This is a genomic window from Staphylococcus sp. ZWU0021 (assembly GCF_000798895.1).
Taxonomy (GTDB): domain Bacteria; phylum Bacillota; class Bacilli; order Staphylococcales; family Staphylococcaceae; genus Staphylococcus; species Staphylococcus saprophyticus.
In genome coordinates this window covers 179,803-203,991 of the sequence record NZ_JTLN01000030.1, presented here as the reverse complement: position 1 = coordinate 203,991, position 24,189 = coordinate 179,803, and the positions used below count along the sequence as shown (strand labels likewise).

The 24,189-nt window shown below is 33.2% G+C and carries 20 protein-coding genes and 1 pseudogene; 15 read left to right on the top strand and 6 right to left on the bottom strand.

Translation table 11 applies throughout. From position 1 onward, the window contains the following. Positions 1-100 precede the first annotated feature (100 nt). Complete coding sequence (gene rsp / locus L987_RS10060) at positions 101-2,206, bottom strand: AraC family transcriptional regulator Rsp (protein WP_011302466.1); 2,106 nt, start codon at positions 2,204-2,206, stop codon at positions 101-103. 236 nt (positions 2,207-2,442) lie between these two features. On the opposite strand from rsp, the gene L987_RS10055 reads away from it, so the two are divergent. After that, positions 2,443-3,018, top strand: a complete 576-nt coding sequence (locus L987_RS10055; RefSeq protein WP_011302467.1) for a peptidoglycan recognition protein family protein — start codon at positions 2,443-2,445, stop codon at positions 3,016-3,018. Between the two features lie 126 nt (positions 3,019-3,144). Then, positions 3,145-4,587, top strand: a complete 1,443-nt coding sequence (locus tag L987_RS10050) for a sucrose-specific PTS transporter subunit IIBC (protein WP_011302468.1) — start codon at positions 3,145-3,147, stop codon at positions 4,585-4,587. Between the two features lie 200 nt (positions 4,588-4,787). Here the strand turns inward: L987_RS10050 and L987_RS10045 are convergent, their stop codons facing one another. Both L987_RS10045 and L987_RS10040 read right to left on the bottom strand, forming a co-directional pair. Then, positions 4,788-5,726: a magnesium transporter CorA family protein gene (locus L987_RS10045; RefSeq protein WP_011302469.1), complete on the bottom strand. Its 939-nt coding sequence runs from the start codon at positions 5,724-5,726 to the stop codon at positions 4,788-4,790. Between the two features lie 76 nt (positions 5,727-5,802). After that, on the bottom strand, positions 5,803-6,408 hold the full coding sequence (locus L987_RS10040) for a TetR/AcrR family transcriptional regulator C-terminal domain-containing protein (RefSeq protein ID WP_047504491.1): 606 nt from the start codon (positions 6,406-6,408) through the stop codon (positions 5,803-5,805). Between the two features lie 158 nt (positions 6,409-6,566). Between L987_RS10040 and L987_RS10035 the strand changes: the two are divergent. From L987_RS10035 to L987_RS10010, 6 genes and pseudogenes are all read left to right on the top strand, one after another. Continuing rightward, a pseudogene (locus tag L987_RS10035) lies at positions 6,567-7,856 on the top strand (YhgE/Pip domain-containing protein). A gap of 397 nt (positions 7,857-8,253) precedes the next feature. Next, positions 8,254-9,918, top strand: a complete 1,665-nt coding sequence (locus L987_RS10030) for a Na/Pi cotransporter family protein (RefSeq protein WP_047504488.1) — start codon at positions 8,254-8,256, stop codon at positions 9,916-9,918. 161 nt (positions 9,919-10,079) lie between these two features. Next, positions 10,080-10,859: an SDR family NAD(P)-dependent oxidoreductase gene (locus L987_RS10025; RefSeq protein ID WP_011302475.1), complete on the top strand. Its 780-nt coding sequence runs from the start codon at positions 10,080-10,082 to the stop codon at positions 10,857-10,859. 248 nt (positions 10,860-11,107) lie between these two features. After that, positions 11,108-12,124 (top strand): LLM class flavin-dependent oxidoreductase, encoded by a 1,017-nt coding sequence (locus L987_RS10020; protein ID WP_047504485.1) that lies wholly within the window; start codon positions 11,108-11,110, stop codon positions 12,122-12,124. Continuing rightward, positions 12,121-13,449, top strand: a complete 1,329-nt coding sequence (locus tag L987_RS10015) for an LLM class flavin-dependent oxidoreductase (RefSeq protein WP_002482471.1) — start codon at positions 12,121-12,123, stop codon at positions 13,447-13,449. The genes L987_RS10020 and L987_RS10015 overlap by 4 nt, the downstream gene beginning before the upstream one ends. Before the next feature lie 85 nt (positions 13,450-13,534). Continuing rightward, positions 13,535-15,019 carry a Na+/H+ antiporter NhaC family protein gene (locus tag L987_RS10010; RefSeq protein ID WP_011302477.1) on the top strand — a complete coding sequence of 495 codons (1,485 nt, stop codon included), beginning with the start codon at positions 13,535-13,537 and terminating at the stop codon, positions 15,017-15,019. A gap of 178 nt (positions 15,020-15,197) precedes the next feature. Here the strand turns inward: L987_RS10010 and L987_RS10005 are convergent, their stop codons facing one another. Continuing rightward, positions 15,198-15,962: a DeoR/GlpR family DNA-binding transcription regulator gene (locus L987_RS10005; RefSeq protein WP_002482473.1), complete on the bottom strand. Its 765-nt coding sequence runs from the start codon at positions 15,960-15,962 to the stop codon at positions 15,198-15,200. A 175-nt stretch (positions 15,963-16,137) separates the two neighbouring features. Between L987_RS10005 and L987_RS10000 the strand changes: the two genes are divergently transcribed. The 5 genes from L987_RS10000 (at position 16,138) to L987_RS09980 (ending at position 20,007) form a co-directional block, all read left to right on the top strand. Beyond that, positions 16,138-17,220 (top strand): MDR/zinc-dependent alcohol dehydrogenase-like family protein, encoded by a 1,083-nt coding sequence (locus tag L987_RS10000; protein WP_047504482.1) that lies wholly within the window; start codon positions 16,138-16,140, stop codon positions 17,218-17,220. A gap of 43 nt (positions 17,221-17,263) precedes the next feature. Continuing rightward, the gene (locus L987_RS09995; RefSeq protein WP_011302479.1) at positions 17,264-18,262 is read left to right on the top strand and encodes a dihydroxyacetone kinase subunit DhaK; all 999 of its coding nucleotides are present in this window, start codon (positions 17,264-17,266) and stop codon (positions 18,260-18,262) included. Positions 18,263-18,274: 12 nt separating this feature from the next. Then, positions 18,275-18,907 (top strand): dihydroxyacetone kinase subunit DhaL, encoded by a 633-nt coding sequence (gene dhaL, locus L987_RS09990; protein ID WP_047504479.1) that lies wholly within the window; start codon positions 18,275-18,277, stop codon positions 18,905-18,907. A 30-nt stretch (positions 18,908-18,937) separates the two neighbouring features. Further along, positions 18,938-19,384, top strand: a complete 447-nt coding sequence (gene rpiB, locus L987_RS09985) for a ribose 5-phosphate isomerase B (protein ID WP_002482477.1) — start codon at positions 18,938-18,940, stop codon at positions 19,382-19,384. A 209-nt stretch (positions 19,385-19,593) separates the two neighbouring features. Beyond that, positions 19,594-20,007, top strand: coding sequence for a DUF2871 domain-containing protein (locus tag L987_RS09980; protein ID WP_011302481.1), 414 nt, complete (start codon positions 19,594-19,596; stop codon positions 20,005-20,007). Positions 20,008-20,111: 104 nt separating this feature from the next. Here the strand turns inward: L987_RS09980 and L987_RS09975 are convergent, their stop codons facing one another. After that, positions 20,112-21,029, bottom strand: a complete 918-nt coding sequence (locus tag L987_RS09975) for an ABC transporter substrate-binding protein (protein ID WP_011302482.1) — start codon at positions 21,027-21,029, stop codon at positions 20,112-20,114. Positions 21,030-21,146: 117 nt separating this feature from the next. Here L987_RS09975 and L987_RS09970 point away from each other — a divergent pair, with 117 nt between their 5' ends. Together L987_RS09970 and L987_RS09965 are read left to right on the top strand one after the other, a co-directional pair. Next, entirely contained in the window at positions 21,147-22,178 is a 1,032-nt protein-coding gene (locus L987_RS09970; RefSeq protein ID WP_002482481.1) for an NAD(P)/FAD-dependent oxidoreductase, read from the top strand. Positions 22,179-22,328: 150 nt separating this feature from the next. Further along, entirely contained in the window at positions 22,329-22,730 is a 402-nt protein-coding gene (locus L987_RS09965; protein ID WP_011302483.1) for a GNAT family N-acetyltransferase, read from the top strand. A gap of 70 nt (positions 22,731-22,800) precedes the next feature. Here L987_RS09965 and L987_RS09960 read toward each other — a convergent pair whose 3' ends face one another. After that, the gene (locus tag L987_RS09960; RefSeq protein WP_011302484.1) at positions 22,801-24,165 is read right to left on the bottom strand and encodes a sugar porter family MFS transporter; all 1,365 of its coding nucleotides are present in this window, start codon (positions 24,163-24,165) and stop codon (positions 22,801-22,803) included. Between the last annotated feature and the right edge of the window lie 24 nt (positions 24,166-24,189).

Below are 24,189 nucleotides of genomic sequence, written 5' to 3'. Positions count from 1 at the left end.
TGCCATTCAAAATGAAATGATTCAGATACCTTGTTAATAATCTATAATTGTACAGATTCATTGGGATGTAAATTAAGTTAAGTTTAACATTAGTGTGATTCTAAGATGGTAAAATACGTATATATTTCAATTCATCATGATGTAAAGTGAAGTATAATGGTGAATCTGAACGAGAGAAGTGTCTTATTTCAGCTTTAGGAATTGTGGAATCTTCAATATAGCGTAATAACGATCTTTCAATATAAGTGTCATTAAATGAAGAAGGTAATGCATAATCAACAAATCCATGCTCTCTGTTCAATGTTTGAATGAACAACGTTGTTTTAGCTGGTAGATGTTTTTCTTTTAAAATGAATTTTTGAACATCTTGTGTTGATGATCTTTGATATGGTGCGTTAAACAATAAAAGATGAATAGAATGATCTTCATGCAGAATAATATAGTTTTGATGAATGGCTGTATATTTACTAATGAAAGGTTTAACAAATTGATATAAGTACATTAATGGTTCATAAATACCATGGTTATTCATTAAGGCGATATCATATTTTTCTTTACGTATTAATTCATAGCCGACGCCACTGCCTCTTTTTAACATGATAAGCATATGGCACATTAAATCTGTAATTTGTAAGGGATGTTTTCCGTCATAAAGTAAAAAACCTTTTTTAGATAGTTTCGTATAAACAAATTTTGAAGCATCAATTTGTGTTTCTTCGATGAGTTTATTATAGTATTCAAAATGACTCATTGAGTTATTGAAATGCGTACTTTTTTTGTTAAGTAATGTTTGTACGTTGTCTTGCTCAATATCGATGAAATGAAAATCAAAATTAAACCGATTTAATAATTTTGACGCATTCTTTAATGAGTGTGTCTGCTCTATGACACCTTCAACTGTGATGCCAACTTTAATATTGAGCTTCACATTGAAGTTTTTGATTTTAATATATAAACGATTAATATCTGTTAGAGATAAATGTGTCGCATCTAGTAACAATAGGAAATTATAATCACGATTTTGTTTGACGTACTCAGGTTTATATTTTAAAAATTGAAAGATACTATCTTCGATGAGATCAAACTGATTTAAGGATTTAATTCTTATGGCAATACCAACATAATTTGAAAATAAAGCATCGATAAAGTCAATCATACCTGTAAGACTTAGGTTTTCTAATGCTAAATTACGACTATTATTTATTAAAATATAGGCATTCGTTAAATCTTTAAAGCTAAGCTTTGTATTGTAGTCAGATTGCACAATATCCATCAAATTATCAACGTGTATAAAAACAGTAGGTGATTTAATAGCATCATTAAAAGTTAATTGATTTAACTCAATGTTGATTTGATTTATGGTCTGCGGTTTATCTGAGGTATAAGTATCTATAGCACTTTGATACGGGCTAATATCTTCATTAACAAGTTGAACAATCATTTTAGGATTAGATTGAACATTTTTTCTGAATTCATTTGGTGTCATTTGCATAAAATGTTTAAATTGTTGCGTATAGTTTGAATAATGATTAAAACCAAACTGTTCGGAAACCTGATAAATGGTTTGCTTATTCTGAACAAGTTCGGAAAGTGAAAGGGCAATTTTCAAGCTCGTAATATAATTTTTAAAACTCATGCCTAGATGTTTTTTGAACAGAATTGAAATATAAGATGCCGAGATATAGAATGATTTAGACACGTCTTTAGATAAAAGAGGTAGTGAAATATTAGCTTTAATAAATTCAGTAATTTTATTTAATAAACTATTTTCAGTGTCTATCGTTGGAATATAAGGCGCATCATATTCGACTCTGGCTTCTTTGTTTAATTTCGTGATAATTTCTGTCATTAGAGAAGTATCAATAGTAAATGATTGGTTTAATTGTTGCGCCATTGTCAAAATTTGATATTTTAAATATGGTTCAGAATTTAGTAATTTAAAATTATAATTGGAATTGAAAAAGTGTTTTTCTAATTTTATAAAATGTCTAATAGGTATGCATATTTCAACTACTTGTTGTGCATTCGATATTTGATATAAATCACTATGGTTAATGATAATAATGTTATTTCCAGCTGAGATTTTTCTTCCATTTAAAGTTATGTCTAAATGATTACTCAGTGAAAACAATAAGATCACTTGATTGATACAACGGCGTGTAATGGTGTTTAAATGCTCATGAATACATAAAGTTGTATTATCCATCGTAAAAGCAACTCCTGATAATAAAATAACATGCTATAAATATATTGAACAAAATACATTATATTATAAAAAGTTGAAAATTTTAATCCTTTAAATATAAATAAATTTAAATCTTACAAAGTGATTTAAAGCTAAAAATTAAATTTACCACAATTCAATTTCAAGGTTGGATAATTTTTCTGAATGAAGAGAGTTAATTTTTAAAACAAATTCAAAAATACGAAGGAGGATTCACAATGGAACATATTTATTCTGAATTTTATAGACAAACAGAAAAGATCACAGAACCTAAATTACAAGTATTAGGCGTAGTACTTCATGATGATGCTGAAAATTATACGGCTAAAGCATACATTGAGTGGTTGAAGCGCAGAATAAATAGAAATGAATTAGAGAAAGGCTGGGCATGTCTCTATGTAGACGCTAATACGTGCTATTGGTTTCATCCATCTGAATATATAGAATGGCACTGTGGTAACGCATTTGCTAATTCACATTATGTAGGTATAGAACGTTGCCAATCTAAAATAAATGGTGTTTTAGATGATGAGGCATTTATGAGAAATGAAGAAGCTAGTTTCAAAATGGCTGCACTTATATTGAACAAATATCATTTACCTATAAACCGTGAAACAGTGAGATTGCATAAGGAATTTTTTGACACTGAATGTCCTGCGCGAGCGTGGAAAATTCATTTAGGTAACGTAGAAACAAATCAGCAAACGATACAAATATTACAAGATTATTTTATTGAAAGAATTAAGTCCTATGCTAGTTGTATATCAGATGAAGAATTAAAAACAGTAGGGTAATATGTTGTAGTTGCCATAGATGTAATAATAAATAATTAAAGTGGGATATTGCGTTCTTAGTTGGAACCGGTTACAATAAGGATAAAGATTTTTGGTACCGGTTCCATTTAATGAGGAGGGATTTAATTGAATTATAAAAAGTCTGCGGAAGAACTATTAAATGCAATAGGAGGAGAAGACAATCTAGACGCAATGGCGCATTGTGCTACGCGTTTACGACTTGTTCTTAAGGATGAAAGTTTAGTTGATGAGAAAGTATTGAATGATATGGATGTCGTTAAGGGAACGTTTTCAACAGGTGGTCAATATCAAATTATTATTGGCTCTGGTACTGTGAATAAAGTGTTTAATGAATTAGAAAACATAACAGGTAAAGAAGCTTCTACAACTTCTGAAGTGAAAGCACAAGGTAATAAAAATATGAATCCATTTCAGCGATTTGTCAAAATGTTATCGGACATTTTTGTACCAATCATACCGGCAATTGTAGCTGGTGGTCTATTAATGGGTATTAATAATATTTTAACAGCACCAGGTATTTTTTATGATGGTCAATCATTAATTGACGTACATAACCAGTTTAAAGGGCTAGCTGAGATGATCAATGTCTTTGCTAATGCACCATTTACATTGTTACCTATATTAATAGGTTTTAGTGCTGCGAAGCGGTTTGGAGGCAACGCCTTTCTTGGTGCAGCTTTAGGGATGATATTGGTACATCCCGATTTAATGAGTGCCTATGATTATCCGAAAGCTGTAGAAGAAGGTAAGGCAATCCCTCACTGGAATCTCTTTGGTTTAGACATTAACCAAGTTGGTTATCAGGGGCAAGTGCTTCCTATGTTAGTGGCTGCATATATTCTTGCGACAATTGAAAAAGCACTACGTAAAGTAGTACCAACTGTCTTAGATAATTTACTTACGCCATTATTATCTATATTAGTTACTGCATTTGTTACATTTTCATTTGTAGGACCAATTACACGGACATTAGGCTATTGGTTGTCAGATGGTTTAACATGGCTGTATGAATTTGGTGGTGCGATTGGCGGTCTGATTTTCGGATTATTATATGCGCCTATTGTAATTACTGGTATGCATCATAGCTTTATTGCGATTGAAACACAGTTGATTGCAGATAGTGCTTCAACAGGTGGGTCATTTATTTTCCCAATTGCGACAATGTCGAATATTGCGCAAGGTGCAGCAGCACTAGCAGCTTTCTTTATTGTTAAAGAAAATAAAAAACTTAAAGGCGTCGCATCTGCAGCGGGTATATCAGCATTATTAGGTATTACCGAACCAGCTATGTTTGGTGTTAACTTAAAACTTAGATATCCTTTTATTGGTGCGATAGTAGGTTCAGGTATAGGAGCAGCCTATATATCTTTCTTTAAAGTGAAAGCAATCGCGTTAGGTACGGCAGGAATCCCTGGTTTTATTTCTATAAGTGGCCAACATAATGGTTGGTTACATTATGGAATAGGCATGTTAATCGCCTTTATCGTAGCATTTGGATTAACATATGGGCTATCTTATAGAAAAGGGAATAAAGCCATTTCAAAATAGCTAAAAGTTGTTATAGATTACAAGTTGAAAACATAAACTAAGAAAACGGTAATTTCTATTGAAATAAAATAGAAATTACCGTTTTCTTTATTACTCTAAAAATGAACAAACCTTTTTGATCATATATGTGCTAAAGCATTCATACGAAATCATATTTAAAATGAGGATTGTGTATTTAATTACTACATTTTAATTAAGCATCATAACTTTTGTTTTCGCCATAAAAATGCGCCGACAATTGATACAATGATAAGTGAAATACAGATCACAATAATCCATGAGATGTAACTGTGATCATTGATTGGTAATGGGACGTTCATCCCAAAAAAGCTAAATACCAATGTTGGTAAAGTTAAAAATACTGTAAAAAGCGTTAATGTCTTCATGGTATTGTTCATTTCATTTGAAAGTAAGGAAGCATATGATGTTGTAATACTTTCTAAGATATCTGTATAAAGTCTTGTTGTTTCTAATGCTTGGTTATTTTCTATAACTAAATCTTCTAATATATCCTCGTCTTCATCAAAACGTTTAATGGCTGGCAACCTAAATAATTTTTTGATTATGCTTTCGTTTCCTTTTAGCGCGGCTAAAAAATAGACTAAACTTTTTTCTACTTCCATTAAATTATATAACTGTTTGTTTGTGACGTTATTTTTTAGGTCACGTTCTATACGTAGACGCGTTTTATTGAGTAATCTCAAGTTTCTGTTATAGTGATTTGAAATGGTCAATAATATATTTAATGCAAAACGACTGTGAAAATGTAAGTTAATATTTTGGCGTGCAAAATTATCAAGAAATTCATTTTCTACATTACAAACAGTAATAATCTTTTTATTACCGATAATAATACCTAAAGGAATCGTAATAAATGACAATACTTTCAAGTTTGTGTCATTAACAACAGGTAAATCTAGTATGATAAGCGAGTAGCGTGTATCCTCATCGTATTCTACACGGGCGCTTTCTTCTGAATCTAGTGGATCGCGAATGAAATCTTCAGGAATATCATAACGATTGATTAAAGTTTCTATTTCTTCCCAATTTGGATCAACAACATTTATCCATGAAGCGGTTTGATCTAATTCAGTATGAACAATTTCTTGGGTTTGTGAATGCTTGTAAGCAGTTATCATAAGACAATGATGTCCTTTCTTTGAAATTCTTTTTAATGTTAGCGAAGAAACATGATATTGACAAGCATACAATTCATTATTTTAATTGTCCGTTTGCCATTAAGCGCAATGGACCATTAAAAATAATTTTAAATAAGTAGCCAACGACAATGTCAGGTTCCTTTCTATTTGTATCTTGAACCCAGTGTTTAATAAAAGAAATCGTAGCACCAAAAACATAACTATGAAAGTAATCTAACGGTATACCAGAAATGCTATGGTCATCATTAACATTCTTAGACATATTCTCAAACTTGAGTTCTGATATTTTTTCTTCTATATGACTCTTTCGCTCTAATTTAAAAATAATTTGATAAAATTCGATATTTTTATTGATATAAACCATGATATTTTTTAGCACTTTCTCTGAAAAGACTTTAGCGAAAGCTTCAATGTTGAGCCCTTTTGTCATATCTTTGTAGAAAAGCATATCATCTGCTAAATCACTGATATACTCATCTTCTATATCTGAAAATAAAATATATTTATCTTCATAATGTAAATAAAAAGTGCCACGGTTAATATCTGCTAATTCTGTGATATCTTGTATCGTGATTTTTTCTAAATCTTTTTTATTTAATAATTTAATGAATGCATTTTTAATTGCTTGTTTCGTTTTACGAACGCGTCGATCTTCAATCATATATTGTCAACTCCTTGTACGTTAATAGACAATTTAAGTAAAAATGTTCAAAAACGGACATAATGGTTATCATTGCATATTGTTTATTGAAACAATCTCATTATAATAAACAAAGTAGTTATTAATCAACAAGGTGTTTAAGAAGGAGGTAAGTTAATATGAATATTTTTAAAAGTAAATTATTATGGATTGCACCTATTGCAATTCTAATCATACTTGCAATTTTTTCAATTGCATTTTATCCAGCATATAATCCAAAACCTAAGGAATTACCAATAGCAATCGTTAATCATGATGAAGGTACTTCTATATAAAATAAAGATATTAATATAGGGAAAAATTTAGAGGATAAACTCTTAGATAGTGATTCTGATACAGTAAAATGGGTAAAGGTTGATAATGAAAAAGACGTTCGAAAAGGACTAGACGAACAAAAATATTATGGCGCAGCGATTTTCGAAAAAGATTTTTCAAAACATGCTATGAGTCAAACTCAAAAAGTAGTGATGGATAGCAAAAAACAAGAAATGCAAGATAAAGTTAAATCAGGTGAAATACCACCAGAACAAGCCAAACAAATGCAAAGTCAAATGGCTAAATCAGGTGCTTCTCAAGATATTAAAGTTAAACGTGCAGAGTTTAAAACGATAACTAATAAGGGTGCAAATATGCAGGCATCTCAAATTTCATCTAATGTACTAAACGGTATTGGTGACAATTTAAATAAACAAATCACGCAACAAAGTTTAGATACTTTAGAAAAGCAAGATGTAAAAGTGAGTGCTAATGAAATTGAAGGACTGACAAATCCTGTAAAAGTAGCTGATAAACAAGTGCACAAAGTGAAAGATCATCAAGGTAATGGTAATGCTTCTTTCTTAATGTTTATGCCAGTGTGGATCAGTTCAATTGTGGCATCAATCTTGTTATTCTTTGCCTTTAGAACATCTGACAATATTAAAATTTCTCACCGTTTAATTGCATCTTTAGGTCAATTAGGTGTGGGTGTACTTACAGCATTTATTGGTGGCTTTGGCTATGTTTACTTTATGTCTGCCGTCCAAGGGTTTGATTTTCCTGACATTAATAAAATAGCCGTATTTGTCTCAATTGCACTGTTAGGATTTATTGGACTTATTTTAGGCGTAATGACTTGGTTAGGTATGAAATCAATACCAATATTCTTTATTGCAATGTTCTTTAGTATGCAATTAGTTATGTTCCCTAAACAAATGCTACCTAAGTTCTATCAAGATTATATTGTAAGTTGGAATCCATTTACACACTATGGTGAGTACCTAAGAGAATTACTTTATATGAATCAACCGTTAGAAATGAATGCTACAATGTGGATGTTTGTAGGATTTATCATCTTTGGTATTGTATCTTCTATTAGTGCTGCTATGATAAGAAAACATAGTGGTAAACGTACTGAAATTCCGTCATAAAAATAAATATAATAAATTTTTGAGTCTGAGACATCTATTGATGCCCAGGCTCTTTTTTTGTTTACGTAAAAAATTGGGGAAAGCACTTATCATTATGTGTCACTTCAATTGATAAAATGATGACAGTCATAAACGTAAAGCGGCATCAATAAAAATAAGCAAGTTTTAAATTTGAGTCGATACTAAAAAATCGATTCGGATTTTTAATATTAATTAAAATAATCAATAAGGTAAAGTTCGATTGCGCCAGTCTTTTAAGGAAATTTATTATCTCCTTGCAATATGATTACAAATTTATTGACTAACTGACCTTATATTTTAATATTTGTTTAACATTGACTTAACAAAAATTAGATACAATTAACATGGTTTACAAATAATTCAAAGAGGTGTAATGATGGATTCTTCAGTAATGGAGATTATTTTTACTTTTATAGGTGGTTTAGGTATATTTTTATACGGAATTAAACAAATGGGTGATGGCCTACAGGCAGCTGCGGGTGATCGTCTTAGAAACATTTTAAATACATTTACAAGTAATCCAATCATGGGTGTACTTGCCGGTATGATTGTAACGATTTTAATTCAAAGTAGCTCGGGAACTACTGTAATTACAATTGGGCTAGTAAGTGCAGGGTTTATGACCATGCGTCAAGCAATAGGAGTAGTCATGGGTGCCAATATAGGTACGACGGTTACAGCATTTATTATAGGTATAGACATTGGTGCTTATGCGCTTCCTATTTTAGCTATTGGTGCATTTTTAATATTCTTTATTCAAAAACGTAAAGTGAAAAATATAGGGATGATCCTATTTGGTTTCGGTGCATTGTTTTATGGCTTAGAACTGATGAGTGGCGCAGTTAAACCTTTAGCTGATTTAGAAGGTTTTAAACAATTGATGTTGGATATGTCTTTTAATCCAATTTATGGCCTTATCGCAGGAACAATATTGACTGTAGTTATTCAGAGTTCAAGTGCAACAATCGGTATTTTGCAAGGCTTTTTTGCAAATGACTTGATTAGTTTACATGGCGCATTACCAGTTTTACTTGGTGATAATATAGGTACGACGATCACTGCAGTATTAGCGAGTCTTGCTGGCTCACTGGCAGCTAAACGTGTTGCAGCGGTGCACGTCATGTTTAATGTTATAGGCGCATCTATATTCTTAATTATACTGCCACTGTATCAAATGGCTATTGAATGGATGCAAAGTCTGCTCAACTTAAAACCGGAAATGGTTATTGCTTTTGCACATGGTACATTCAACGTTACCAATACATTAATACAATTACCGTTTATTTTTGTACTCGCATGGGTAGTGACTAAAATTGTTCCAGGTGAAGATTTAAATGAAAAATATAAACCTAGAAATTTAGACAGAAATCTTATTAATAGAGCACCGAGCATTGCTCTCCAAGAGGCTCAAGAAGAAATTCAAAATATTGGGCACATGACATTTTCTATGCTTAAGAATGTAAATGAATATGATGATAAAAAAGAAAGAGACATCATGCATAAACACGCGGCTATAGATAATATGAATGATAATGTACGTCAATATTTAACTAAGATATCTGAAAAGAAATTATCTAAAAAAGATGCGGAAAGAATGACTGTACTTCAAGATGTAAACCGAACAATATTGAAAGTGGCAGGATTATCTGAAGCTTATTTATTAGATAAGAAAAAAGAACAAACGAATCAAGTTCAAATTTCTGAAAAAGCAGAAGCGAGTATCAATCGATTGTATGATCATGTAACGACATCTTTTGACAAAACAATCGATATGTTTGATGTCTATGACAGGGTCAAACGAGATGAAATTGTGAAAATAAGTAATGAGTCTTATCGTTTAGAGCATGATTTAAGGAAAAAACATATTAAGAGACTAAGTTCAGGTGAGTGTACACCAGAAGGTGGTTTATTATATCTTGATATGATAGGTATATTAGAACGTATCGGTTATCATTCGAGAAATATTTCAGAATCAATGATAGACATCGATGAAATTGAGACAAATGAAGAGACGGAACATGCATTAGAATGGTCACATTAAATTACGTTTAATGAGGTGAATGTGGGACTGGAATCACTTTTAGAAACTGTGATGCCGGTCTCACTTTATTAATTTTAAATTTAGTAAGCGTTTGCACTATCTTAATTAATTATTTTATCCTACAATTAGTAATAACATAAGGAAATAATGGAGGTTACAATATGAGTGTTTTCGATAAGTTTAAATTAGATAACCAAGTGGCAATTGTTACGGGTGGTGCTTCTGGATTAGGTAAAGCTATGGGTAAAGGGTTAGCCGAAGCGGGCGCAAACTTAGTCATTGCTGACATAAATTTAGAATTGGCCAAGGAGACAGCTGCTGAATTTAAAAATGAAACAGGTAACAAAGCAATCGCATGTAAAGTAGATGTTACAAGCGTATCGGATGTTGAACAAATGGTTACAGATGTCATGGATACATTTGGCCGTATTGATATTTTATTTAATAATGCAGGTATTAATGAACATGTGAAATTTGAAGATATGCCATACGATCGTTGGGTAAAAAATATGGATGTGAATATTAACAGTATGGTATTAGTCTCACAAGCAGTTGGTAAAGTGATGATAGAACAGAAAAAAGGATCAATTATTAATACATCTTCAATGTCAGGTATTATAGTGAATACGCCACAACCTCAAGCTGCCTATAATACATCGAAAGGTGCTGTCATTATGTTTACGAAAAGTTTAGCAAGTGAATGGGCTGAACATGGTATTCGTGTAAATTCTATTGCACCAGGATACATGAAGACAGAACTTACAAAAGATTATTTCGCACAAGGCGGAGATATGATTGATACATGGATGAAATTTACACCACTTGGTAGACCAGGGGTTCCAGAAGAATTACAAGGTGCTGCATTATATTTAGCGTCTGATGCTTCATCGTTTGTGACGGGAAGTGTTGTTACAATCGATGGCGGTTATACAGCGTTATAGTATAGATTATTTAAATTCATATATGTGAGTTTTGGTAAGGTCTATTCAATATACCAACCAACAATATTTATAAATAAATGAAACTATATAAGACAGGTCATTAATCAGATATGAACATGAATTAATGACCTGTCATTATTGTTATTTTAATCCTTATTAAAACGATAGGAATACTTGACAAATGTGCGAGGCAGGCATAGTATTACTATTAATATAATATTCAGAAAATTGATTGGGAGGGTTTATGTATGACATCAATGAGTATTTTAGATCAAAGTCCAATAGATACTGATGAAACTGTTAGGGATGGTATCGCACGTACAGTTGAATTAGCTCAACTTGCCGATACAGAAAATTACACAAGATATTTTGTTGCAGAGCATCACAATATACCTGAAGTCGCTGGAACGAGTCCAGAAATATTAGTGACACATTTACTAAATCAAACGAAACGTATTCGAGTGGGATCGGGTGGCGTTATGTTACAACACTATAGTCCGTTTAAAGTGATTGAGCAATTTCATTTGATTAGCAATATTGCACCTGGAAGAGTGGATTTAGGTATAGGAAAGGCGCCGGGTGGTTTTCCTTTAGCAACCCAAGCATTACAATCTGAATTAAAATCTCCGCAAACAACTTTTAACGAAAAATTTCACTTATTAAATCGTTTTAATAAAAATGATTTCACAGATGAAGAAGCATATAGTCAGCTACAAACATCTATACGTAATAATGAAATTCCGTCACCAGAACTTTACTTACTTGGAGGAAGTGAAAATTCAGCACAATTTGCTGCTGACGAAAAAGTAGGTTTTGTATATGCATTTTTCATTAATTCTAATATTGACGTGTTACATCAGTCGATTAAAGCATATAAAGCACAATATCCTGAGGGAAGAGTTATCGTGGGTGTAGCTACAGTAGTAACTGAAAGTGAATCAGATAAGGCTTTGGTAGAAGAAGGGCGCACAAATTATGCACTTCATTTTAAAGACGGTCGGAAAATTACAGTCAATACGAAACAACAATTAGACACATTTACAGAACAAAGTACGGAAACATTTGAAGTTGAAACTAAAAAAATTGAAGTATTAGATGGTTTAGCAAGCGAAGTAAAACAACAATTGCAACAATTAAATGTCGATGGATTGATAGATGAATTTATGTTACACATACCGGTTCAAAATCATGAATTACGAATGAAAACAGTTAAACAAATGTCACCTGCAAAGCATGTGATTAACGAGAAAGAAGGGATAGTATGACTAAAGGGAAAATAGATTTTGGAATTATGCTTAACGGGCCAGGTAGTCATATGCATGCTTGGAAATCGAATGAAGTGCCTGATGATGCGAGTACAAATTTTGATTTTCAATTGGAAATTGCTAAGAGAGCAGAAGCAGCAGGTTTTAGCTTTGTATTTGTTGCCGATGGTTTATATATACATGAGAAATCTATACCTCATTTTTTAGATCGACATGAACCACTTACATTGCTGGCTGCCCTTGCACCAGTTACAAAAAATATCGGTTTAGTAGGGACAATTTCAACGTCTTATAGTGAACCATTTACAGTAGCACGTCAGTTAGCAACAATAGATAGAATTAGCCATGGACGTGCAGGTTGGAATGTAGTTACATCACCACTTGCAGGTAGTGCAGATAATTATAGTAAAGGTGACCATCCGGAACACGATATTAGATATGATATTGCCGAAGAGCATATTCAAGTAGTTCAAGGCTTATGGGATTCATATGAGGACGATGCATTTACTTTTGATGTGGAAAAAGGTGAGTATTTTGATAAAGATAAAATGCATACTTTAGATTACAAAGGTAAGTATTTTCAGGTCAAAGGTCCACTAAATGCAAGCCGTTCTGAACAAGGTCAACCGGTCATTTTCCAAGCTGGTGCATCTCCGAAAGGTCAGGCTTACGCAGCTAAATATGCGGATGCAGTATTTACGTTAGGTGAATCCAAAGAAATCGCTCAAAGCAATTATGATAGTATCAAAGCGCAAGCAAAAGCATTTGGACGTAATCCTAATGAAGTGAAAGTATACCCTATATTAGCACCGATTATTGGTGAAACTGAAAATGAAGTTGAATCTCGATTTGAGGAAATAAAATCATTAGCTAATATTGATGAGGCGTTAGATTATTTAGGAAGATATTATGATCATCATGATTTTAGTCAATATGATTTAGACGCACCATTCCCAGAGCTTGGCGAAGTTGGACAAAATAGTTTCCGTGCTACTGCAGATGCGATCGCAGCTCGCGCTAAAGAACATCAGCTTACTTTACGAGAAGTTGCCTTAGAAGAGACTGTCCGCCGTTCTCCATTCATGGGCACATATGAAAAGGTTGCCGATTTAATTATTGAATGGTTTGAAGATGGTGCAGCAGATGGCTTTATATTTGGACCACATATTTATGGTGCGGTTTATGATGAATTTATCAATCATGTCTTACCGATATTAGAACAAAAAGGTTATTACACTCAGGAGTATCAAGGTGATACATTACGTGATCACATAGGTATTCCATTTAAAGAAAATAGATATAGTCAGTCACATGTAACGCAATAATTAAATATACGTACTTATATAGATAGACACATCTATGTTATATACAGTTGTGTCTATTTTTATATTATAAAAGGAGTGAATCCGTATGTCAGAATCAAGCACAACATCATATCAAAATGTCAGTAATCAAAATGTAAATCAGACTTCTGATCATATAGCAGTAAAGACTAAGAAAAAATTCGAATTACCTCACGTTCTATTAATCATGTTAATCATGATGATGTTTGCTTGTTTCTTGACCTATATTATTCCTGCAGGTGCATTTGATACTAATAAAGATGGTTCAATTATCCAAGGCACATATCATGCTATTGATCAAAATCCAGTGAATCCAATTTATGCTATAACACTCATTTTAAACGGCGGTATTCAATCAGCACAAACAGTAACCTTATTACTGTTTATCGGCGGCGCAATGGGAGGTATATTATATCTTGATTCTGTAAAAAAATTAACGAATTATATGATTTATCGCTTTGAACATGCCGGCGCATTGCCACTTATTATTGGCTTATTTTCATTAATGGCATTTATTGGTTTCTTTATTGGCGGAGATCAAATGATTGTATTTGTAACATTAGGTGTCATTTTAGTGAATCGATTGAAACTAGATCCAATCATGGCATTAGCGATTACCTTTTTACCATTGTACATGGCTTTTTCAGTATCTCCATCCGGTATGGCAAAGATAGGACAAATTGTATATCCTGAGGTTGCATTGTATTCGGGTTATGGTGGAAGAGCGATTATGTATGGCGTATTCTTAATTGTTACTTTATTGTATGTTGTTTGGTATGCAAGAAGAGTAATAAAAGATCCCAGTAAGAGTGTGATGAATACAAGTGAATGGCGACAAGATATAACTCAAACAGCGCATCATGAAATGGCTACCGAGGATAGACAAGTCAATTGGAGAGACAGTATCGTCGTTGCATTAGTTGTCTTAACGCCAATTGTCTTAGCTTTAGGAAATGGTTTGTTTAGATGGACAGAAAAATACGGAAATGGTGTATTTATTACTATTTTCGGAATAAGTTTTGTATTGGCTTATATTGTAAAAAGCAAAACCCCTAGCGAAATGGTCGATGGATTTTTAGAAGGTGCAAAGCCAATGTTGGTCGTTGCGTTTGCTATTATCATGGCGAATACGATAAGTGTTATTTTGGAAAAAGGACAAATTCTTAGCACGATTGTTCATACACTTACAACACAACTTGATGGTGCATCTTTAGGTATTGTTTCCGTAATCGTATTTTTAGTGGCAACGGTCTTTAACTTCTTAGTTCCGTCAGGTTCAGGTCTAATGAGTGTCATGGTACCGATATTACAACCGGTAACAGAAACATTAGGTGTTAATGATCAAATTTTATTAACTTCTTTATCTTTTGGTGGTGGGCTAGGTAACTTAATTACGCCTACTTTAGGTGCTACGATAGGTGCCATTGCGATTGCTAAAGCAAACTTTGGCTCATGGTTCAAATTTATGATACCATTATTCATCGTATGGCTAGTAGTTGGTTCCATCGTACTTTTTATATTTACAGCTGTTGGTTGGTCAGGTGGCGTATAACTGAAAATTGAATCATATGGGTTATAGAAATGAAAAGCGCCCTACAAAGTTTGCATTTATGCATGTCTACTTTGTAGGGCGTTTTATATGTCGCGAATTATTTAGTGATCACGTTTGTAAGATGTTGAAATTAAAAATATACCATATGCATGTGCGATTCAGTGAAACTTCATTATTGTTATTGTGCAACGGTTACTGAAAACGGGACATGTTTAAGCCATTTATGTTCTGGTTTTTCATCCGTAATGACTTCATTAATATCAGATATTTTCGCAAAGGAAAGTGTTGAAGAAACACCAAATTTACTTTTATCAATGAGAGCGATGACGTTTTCACTTTCTTGTACCATTTGTTTTTTTAATTGTACTTCAGGTAATGAAAAATCAGTTAATCCATTTTCTAACGTAAAACCATTTGCAGATAAAAAGAAATAGTCAATGTGATACATTTCTAGAATTTGAGAATCGATATTCCCAGTTATCGCGTTTGAATCTTGTGAAACAAAACCACCAACTACGAGAACGGTTAAATGTGGATTTTCTTTTAATAGTACGGCATTTTCTAGACCATTTGTAATAATTGTCAGTTCCATCGTAGTTTCTGCAAGTAATTTGGCGAGTTCATAAGTAGTCGAACTTGCATCAATCATAATACATTGTTGCGGTTTGATTTTTTTTAAGGCGGACTTACTTATTTTATATTTTTCACCGTGTTTTTGTGTTAAACGATAAGAAAAGTTAAATTTAGAGCCTATATTTTCTGTGACTTTAGCGCCACCATGTGTACGTGTTAATTTATTTTCACTTTCTAGTCTCCGTAAATCACTTCTTACTGTTGCTTCAGTAACACTTAAGTAATCAGATAGTTGTTTTACTGTTGCGCGTTTATGAGATTTAATATACGAATATATATGTTCTCTGCGTTCATCTGCATACATTTTCATGTGCTTCACATCCTCTTTAGTATCACTTTTATATTAACATAAATTCTATATAAGAAAACAAAAAGAAAACAAAACGAAAATAAATGAAAAAATATTTGTGATAAATGAAAAAGTATATTAGAATTACACATATAGATGAAAGCGTTTTCTAAAAATGATAAGGGAGCTGTTAATGATGAGTAAGAAAAATTATCCTGAAACAATGAACGCAGTAGTCGCATACGCGCCTGGAGAATATAAATATGAAACAGTTGAAACGCCAACGATAGAACATCCTAAAGAAATTGTTGTGAAAGTTGAAGCATGTGGTATATGTGCTGGTGATATAAAGGCTTATGGCGGTGCACCAAGTTTTTGGGGTGATGAAAAGCAACCTTCATACATTAAAGCACCTATGATTCCGGGACATGAATTTATAGCACGCATTGTAGAAAAAGGAGAAGATGTTACAGATTTTGAAATTGGAGATCGTGTGATTTCAGAACAAATCGTACCTTGTTGGAATTGTAGATTCTGTAACCGCGGCGAATATTGGATGTGTGAAAAACATGATCTTTATGGATTCCAAAACAATGTTAACGGTGGTATGGCGGAATATATGAAATTTACTAAAGAGGCTATTAATTACAAAGTACCAGAAGATATGCCTATTGAAAAAGCCATTTTAATTGAACCATATGCATGTAGCTTGCATGCCATTCAACGTGCCAATATTAAATTAGGTGACTTTGTTGTCCTATCTGGTGCCGGTACACTAGGTTTAGGTATGGTTGGCGTAGCTAAAAAAGCGGGTGCGGAAACATTAGTCGTCTTAGATATGAAAGATGATCGATTAGAATTAGCTAAAGCATTTGGTGCTGATATTGTTATGAACCCATCAAAAGTGGATGTTGTAAAAGAAATTAAAGATATGACAGAAGGATATGGTTGTGATACGTATATTGAAGCAACTGGCCATCCTAAGTCTGTAGAACAAGGTTTAAGTGCAATTAGAAAATTAGGTCGTTTTGTAGAATTTTCTGTTTTTGGAGATCCAGTCACGGTGGATTGGAGTATTATCTCTGACCGTAAAGAATTAGATTTAATGGGTAGTCACTTAGGACCTTATTGTTATCCATTGGTTATAGATGGTATTCAAAAAGGCGACTTCTCTACAGATGGCGTTGTCACACATCAACTACCTTTAAAAGATTTTGAAGAAGGATTTGAATTGATGAAAAAAGGAGATCAATCGCTAAAAGTGGTTCTAGTACCATAAATTAATATTGTCAAACACAACGTCGTAAAAGGAGCGTTTTAAAATGAAAAAAATGATTAATAACCCAGATAATGTGATTGAGGAACTAATGTCTGGTTATCTAATTGCTTATCCAGAATATATTAGACGTTCTGAACTCCATAAGAGAGCTTTAATAGGCAAAAAGAGAAATGACAAAAGAAAAGTTAGCATATTGATAGGTGGCGGTTCTGGTCATGAACCAGCATTCTTAGGATATGTTGGTAAAGGTATGGCAGATGGTGTAGCCGTTGGAAATATTTTTGCTTCACCTTCGCCAATACCTATACAGGCAGTTACAAGAGAAATAAATCATGGCCATGGCGTACTTTATATCTATGGAAACTACGCAGGAGATTTAATGAATTTTGAAATGGCGAGTGAAATGACGGAAATTGAAGATGATATTGTGACTAAGGCAGTGATTGGTAATGATGACGTCGCTTCTTCCAAAGATATAGATGATCGCAGGGGGATTGCAGGAGAATTATTAGTTTATAAAGCGGCTGGTGCGGCTGCAGACTTTGGTTATGATTTAGAAGAAGTTAGACGTATTGCGCAATTGGCAAACGATCAAACGCGTTCAATGGGTATTGGTTTGAGTCCATGTTATTTGCCGCAAACAGGTAAACCAAGCTTTGATTTAAAAGATAATGAGATGGAAATCGGTTTAGGTCATCACGGTGAACCTGGTATTGAAAAAACAACAATTCGCACAGCTAAAGAAACGGTTCAAGTTATTATGCAAAATATTTTAAAAGAAGACATCTATCACGCTGAAGATGATGTTGTTGTCTTAATCAATGGTTTGGGCGCCACTTCACAAATGGAACTTTATATTACCAATAAAGAAGTAGATGCAATTTTAAAAGATAATCATATCAACACATACCGAACATTTATAGGGAATTTCATTACTTCAATGGAAATGGGTGGATTTTCAATTACATTGATGAAAGTTGATGATACATTGAAGCGCTGTATAGATCATCCTATAGATTGTCCAAATTTCAAAGTCATTTAGGAGGAGCGCATTATGACATTAACAAATGAATCATTTAAAGCGTATATTTTAGCTTTAACCGAACTTTTTGAAAATAAAAAAGACGAACTTTGCGAATTGGATAGAAAAATTGGTGACGGTGACCATGGCGTAACGATGGATATCGGTTATCAAGCTGTTAAAGAAACAATTCAAAATGAATTGGCAGACCAAGATGATATTTCAAAAATTAGTGTAGCAGTTGGTAAGCGTTTCTTAGATGCTGTCGGTTCATCTGTCGGACCATTGTACGCTTCTGGCTATTTAAAAGGTGCCGTTGCTGTTAAAAATGAGACATCTTTAGATGATGAAGGTCTCTATCAATATTGGATTGCTTTTTGTAAAGGAATCCAGGATAGAGGTAAAGCTAAAATAGGCGATAAAACGATGATAGATACACTTGAACCTTTTTACAAATCATTAGAACATGCACAACAATCAGGGGAATCGTTTGCTGATGCATTTCAAGTAGCGTTAGGTGAAGCAAAACATGGTATGGAAAGTACTAAAGATATTGTATCGAATAAAGGAAGATCAAAACGTTTGGGATATCGTTCCCAAGGACATGTAGATCCTGGCGCAATGTCTGCCTATTTGATGCTAGATACATTTAAAACATTTATATAAGGTATGAAGAAAATTTAAGGAGGAATTTTAATGAAAATAGCAATTGGTGCAGACCATAATGGATATGATTTAAAAGAAGCGGTCAAAGCGCATGTTGAGCATTTAGGACATGTAGTTGAAGATTTTGGTTGTCATCAATGTGCTGAAACGGACTACCCTGATGTAGCGGCTGAAGTTGGAAAAAGCATTCAACAAGGTGAAAACGAACGCGGTATTTTGATTTGTGGTACGGGTATTGGTGTAGCAATTACTGCAAACAAAATAAAAGGCATACGTGCAGCATTAGCACACGATTATTATTCTGCAGAACGTGCACAATTAAGCAATAATGCACAGATTTTAACTATGGGGGCACAAATTATAGGTGTTGAAGTTGCTAAAAAAAATGTTGAAGCTTATCTTAATGTGAGTTGGGAAGGTGGTTCACAGCGCAAAGTTGATAAGATCGATAAAGTGGAAGAAAGTGAAAATAAGTAAAACATAACTGGATTAATAATATAAAGGCTAAGCATCCTATACTAGCGCTAAAAATAGGATGCTTAGTTTTTAATTTGTAGTTATGTGATAAACAAGACGTGGTTATATATAAGGTAAAGCAAAGACGTCGTAGTATTTCTATATGTTTGAAGAATTGTCACTGTAATTTTAAGATAATTGTCATATAATATGCTTGAGGAGGATTATCTATGCGTAGAGTATTATATGCTTTTTTAATTTATACAGTTTTAGGCTTACTCAGTGGTTTCTATTATCGTGAATTGACGCTTGCACATCATTTCACTGGTGATACACAACTCGTTGTAGTACATACTCATACCCTTATATTAGGGATGTTTATGCATTTGATTTTATTGCCTGTTGTAAAAGTATTTAAACTAAGTAGTTATTATTTATTTAATTGGTTCTTTATTGTTTATAATATTGGCGTATTAACGACAATAGGTATGATGTTTACAAAAGGTACATACCAAGTCATTGGATTGACTGTGCCTGAATCTTTTGCGGGATATGCAGGTATAGGTCATACGATTTTAACTGCTGGCTTTATACTATTATTCTTCTTATTAAGAAATGCAATAGTGAAAGACCCAAGGGATTAATTAAAAAGCTGCTAACAATGCGTAAACCATTGTTGGCAGCTTTTGCTTTTTTATAAATAATTTTTATCTACAGTACTAGTAAAAATGAAACGAGATGTACTATATTATTTTTTTGATTTTAATGCTTTATAAAAAATATCACGTTGTTTTTCTAAAGAAATAGGGTCATTATACTGTGTTTCTGTAACATCAAATTTAATCACCTGATTATCTTTAACTGCTAGTAGATTATTCCAATAATTAGTGTTTTCGAACGGTGCAGGTTGATCACCATTTGTCGCAATAACTGCAAAATCGCCTATATAATCTTTGAAATTTTCAGGATTAATAGGTGTGGCAAATTTGTCTTGAGTTGCTTTTTCTAGCGCTTTAGGTTGCTTCATACCATAACCATCATATAAGATTTCTGTGCCTCTACCTAAATGATCACTAAATGCCATAGTACCTTTTGGAGTTTGTTGCAATACTGACACAGTCTTGCCTTTAATTAATGGTGACAATTCTTTTTTATCGTCGGCCATTTGTTTATCCCAGTCTTTAATCCATTGTTTAGCTTTCGACTCTTCATTGACTAAAGCGGCAAGTTTTTTTGCATGGTCTTTATAAGTAGATTTTTCTGAATCAAAAGCTACGGTTGGAGCAATTTTCTGTAATTTTTTAATATTTTTATCTTGTATTGTCGTTACGATAAGGTCCGGTTTTTGTTTAGTAACTTGTTCAACACTGGTATTATCAATACGCTTAATGCCTTTTGTAGCATCATTTAATACTTTGTTTTTCTCTACAAATTCTGGTACGGCAATCGGCTTATGGCCAAATTTTACCAATGCGCCGATATAAGTTGGGTGTAAAACAGCAATTCTTTTAGGGTTTTTAGGAATTTTAACTTCTTTAGCTGTATCATCCTTAAAAGATTTTTCAGTGGATTTATTTTCACTATCGTTCTTTTTACTTGAATCTTGTGTGCTGCAAGCGCCTACAAATAATGTCAAACAAATTAAAATTAATAACAATTTCTTCACAGATTAACAGCTCCTAAATTTTAAGAATTTTGAAAATTAAAAGGTTTTCATTGATAATCGTTATCAATTATAGCATAATGTAGGAAAGACACAAGCTGAATTTTGGGAGGATGCTTTATGGATGATGTTATTATAATTGGCGGAGGTCCTGCAGGATTATTTGCTAGTTTCTATTCAGGCTTAAGGGGTATGCGTGTGCGTATTATAGATATCCAGGATAAACTTGGTGGTAAAATGCATGTATATCCAGAAAAGATTATTTGGGATATTGGTGGGTTAGCTCCAAAACCTTGTTTTGAAGTAATTCAAGATACAGTTAAGCAAGGTTTGCATTTTGAACCAGAAGTAAATTTAGAAGAACGTGTGATTGATATCAGGAAAATAGAACAACAACACTTTGAAGTTGAAACTGATAAAGGTAATGTATTTTCTAGTAAATCAGTTATTATTGCGATTGGTGGCGGCATCATTAATCCGAAGCAACTCGATATTAAGGATGCAGAGAGATACAAATTGACAAATTTACATTACGTCGTTCAGTCATTAAAAAAATTCAAAGACAAACATGTATTGATTTCAGGAGCTGGCAATTCAGCATTGGATTGGGCAAATGATTTAAGTGGCTATGCTAAAAGTGTAACGCTAATATATAGAAAAGCTGATATTAAAGGTTATGAAGTCATGAAAGAAAAATTGGAACAATTAAACGTTAAAAAATTACCGAATACACATATACATCAATTAATTGGTGATGAAACGCAAACGCAGATTGAGCAAGTCATCTTAGAGAATATTGAAACTGGGGAACATACTGTAAAATCATTTGATGATGTCATCATTAGTCATGGCTTTGATAGAGAGAATACATTACTTGAACAATCTTCTGCTAAAGTAGATATGTTTAATGAATATAGCATTAAGGGCTTTGGTAATACTGCTACAAGCATCGATGGTCTATATGCATGTGGTGACATTATTTATCATGAAGCTAAAGCACATTTAATTGCAAGTGCATTTAGTGACGCTGCGAATGCAGCTAACCTAGCTAAACTTTATATAGAACCAAAAGCAAAAGCAGAAGGCTATGTTTCTAGCCATAATGAGATTTTCAAAGAATCTAATAAGGTAGTTATGAAAAAATATTTATAGCTTACAGCACATGATGCTTTTTAAACGACAGCGGAAAAACCGTTGTCGATTTTTTTATACAAAAATCATTATTTATATGAAGGATAGTTTGAGAATTATTACGGACTATATCATAATATAGAAAACATAAGTTATAGGAGATGTGGCACGATGATAGAGATAAAGCATGAAGCACCTAGTGTAGTTGATTATAGAAATTTGCGAAAAGTAGCAGGGTTAAGTGAGAAATCACAAAAAGCTGCGGAAAAGGGCATTAGCAATGCATGTTTTAATGTGACCATATATCATGGAACAGACTTGATAGGTATGGGACGTGTCATCGGTGATGGTGGTACAGCATTTCAAATTATTGATATTGCTGTAAACCCTGAGTTTCAAGGACAAGGTTATGGTAAAACGATTATGTCGCATATCATGTCATATGTAGAAAATGAAGCTGAAGAAGGTACTTATGTTAGTTTAATGGCTGATTATCCAGCAGATCAATTATACGCACAATATGGATTTATCACTACAGAACCTCATTCTTGTGGTATGTATATCAAATTTTAAGCATAGTATGGCAATAAAAAAGGGTGAGTCGCATTATGGCGATTCACCCTTATGTGTGTCAGTTTATAAATTATTTTGATTCATGAATATTTGCATCTGTGGCATTTGTTCTAGAACGTAAATCAGCTTCAATTTCTTCTAAACTACGACCACGTGTTTCAGGTAAGTATTTGATGACAAATATTAGTGCACAAATCCCGATCACTGCAAAAATTAAAAATACTTGTTCTACAGGTAAGACTTCAGTCAATATTGGGAAGAATTGAGCAACTAATAAACTTCCGATTGACAATACTAATGCTGCGGCACCCGTTGCGGCACCACGTGCACGCATAGGGAATAACTCTGGTAACATTACCCATAATACAGGTCCCCAAGTAAAACCAAAGAATATAATGAATAACGTTAAACAAGCCACGATAATCCAAGCAGAAGATTGAATACCAATTGTCCAAATTAATACGGCCATAATAAGTAATGAAGCAACCATGCCAATATTACCAATGACTAATAAGCGTTTACGATCAATTTTATCAATAATCATAATTGCAACAATCGTAATGATAACGTTCACAGTACCAATACCAACAGTACCTAAAATAGAAGTAGCATCGCCTAATCCTGCTTTACTAAAGATAGAAGGTGCATAATATATAATGGCGTTAATACCGATAATCTGTTGTAGCAAAGCAAATATACAACCAATAATCAGTGTTGGACGTAACCATGGTGATTTTAAAACATTCCATGTACTTTCAGAGATACTATTAATTTCTTTCATATCTGCGATTTCTTTATCGATTTCGCTGTCTTTAAATGTTAATTTCATAACATCACGTGCTGCTTTTTCACTTCTATGTTCAAGTAACCATCTAGGACTTTCAGGCATAAATGCGACACCAATTAATAAAATAAGTGACGGTACAACTGCAAGACCTAACATCCATCTCCAACCTTCGATAGGTGTGAAAGCATAGTTGATTAAATATGAAGATAAGATACCAATCGTAATCATTAATTGGTTTAAAGAACTTAAAGAACCACGTTGTTCCGTAGGTGCCATTTCAGATAAATAAACTGGAACAATGGCAGTAGAGCCACCAACAGCCAATCCGATAACTAAACGACCTATAACTAATACGGGCATTGAAGGTGCTAATGCTAAGATAAGTGCACCAACAATATAAACAATAGCTATCACAAATACCACACGTCTACGGCCAAGTCTGTCAGATAATGGCCCACTTGCACCAGAACCAAAGATGGCACCGACAAGCATAGATGCAACAACCAATCCTTCTGTAACACTATTCAATGGTATATCATCTTTTATAAATAATAGAGCACCCGATATTACTCCCATGTCGTAACCATAGAGTAAACCTCCCAATGCACCAAGGAAAAAGATGAGTTTTTTATCTACTTTAATTCCCATAAAAACCCTCCTGATAAGTTTCGA

What these genes read in the sequence shown, in the direction of transcription:
- rsp (WP_011302466.1), bottom strand. Translation starts at nt 2,206, where the DNA reads ATGGATAATACAACTTTATGTATTCATGAGCATTTAAACACCATTACA.
- L987_RS10055 (WP_011302467.1), top strand. Translation starts at nt 2,443, where the DNA reads ATGGAACATATTTATTCTGAATTTTATAGACAAACAGAAAAGATCACA.
- L987_RS10045 (WP_011302469.1), bottom strand. Translation starts at nt 5,726, where the DNA reads ATGATAACTGCTTACAAGCATTCACAAACCCAAGAAATTGTTCATACT.
- L987_RS10040 (WP_047504491.1), bottom strand. Translation starts at nt 6,408, where the DNA reads ATGATTGAAGATCGACGCGTTCGTAAAACGAAACAAGCAATTAAAAAT.
- L987_RS10030 (WP_047504488.1), top strand. Translation starts at nt 8,254, where the DNA reads ATGGATTCTTCAGTAATGGAGATTATTTTTACTTTTATAGGTGGTTTA.
- L987_RS10025 (WP_011302475.1), top strand. Translation starts at nt 10,080, where the DNA reads ATGAGTGTTTTCGATAAGTTTAAATTAGATAACCAAGTGGCAATTGTT.
- L987_RS10020 (WP_047504485.1), top strand. Translation starts at nt 11,108, where the DNA reads ATGACATCAATGAGTATTTTAGATCAAAGTCCAATAGATACTGATGAA.
- L987_RS10015 (WP_002482471.1), top strand. Translation starts at nt 12,121, where the DNA reads ATGACTAAAGGGAAAATAGATTTTGGAATTATGCTTAACGGGCCAGGT.
- L987_RS10010 (WP_011302477.1), top strand. Translation starts at nt 13,535, where the DNA reads ATGTCAGAATCAAGCACAACATCATATCAAAATGTCAGTAATCAAAAT.
- L987_RS10005 (WP_002482473.1), bottom strand. Translation starts at nt 15,962, where the DNA reads ATGAAAATGTATGCAGATGAACGCAGAGAACATATATATTCGTATATT.
- L987_RS10000 (WP_047504482.1), top strand. Translation starts at nt 16,138, where the DNA reads ATGAGTAAGAAAAATTATCCTGAAACAATGAACGCAGTAGTCGCATAC.
- L987_RS09995 (WP_011302479.1), top strand. Translation starts at nt 17,264, where the DNA reads ATGAAAAAAATGATTAATAACCCAGATAATGTGATTGAGGAACTAATG.
- dhaL (WP_047504479.1), top strand. Translation starts at nt 18,275, where the DNA reads ATGACATTAACAAATGAATCATTTAAAGCGTATATTTTAGCTTTAACC.
- rpiB (WP_002482477.1), top strand. Translation starts at nt 18,938, where the DNA reads ATGAAAATAGCAATTGGTGCAGACCATAATGGATATGATTTAAAAGAA.
- L987_RS09980 (WP_011302481.1), top strand. Translation starts at nt 19,594, where the DNA reads ATGCGTAGAGTATTATATGCTTTTTTAATTTATACAGTTTTAGGCTTA.
- L987_RS09970 (WP_002482481.1), top strand. Translation starts at nt 21,147, where the DNA reads ATGGATGATGTTATTATAATTGGCGGAGGTCCTGCAGGATTATTTGCT.
- L987_RS09965 (WP_011302483.1), top strand. Translation starts at nt 22,329, where the DNA reads ATGATAGAGATAAAGCATGAAGCACCTAGTGTAGTTGATTATAGAAAT.
- L987_RS09960 (WP_011302484.1), bottom strand. Translation starts at nt 24,165, where the DNA reads ATGGGAATTAAAGTAGATAAAAAACTCATCTTTTTCCTTGGTGCATTG.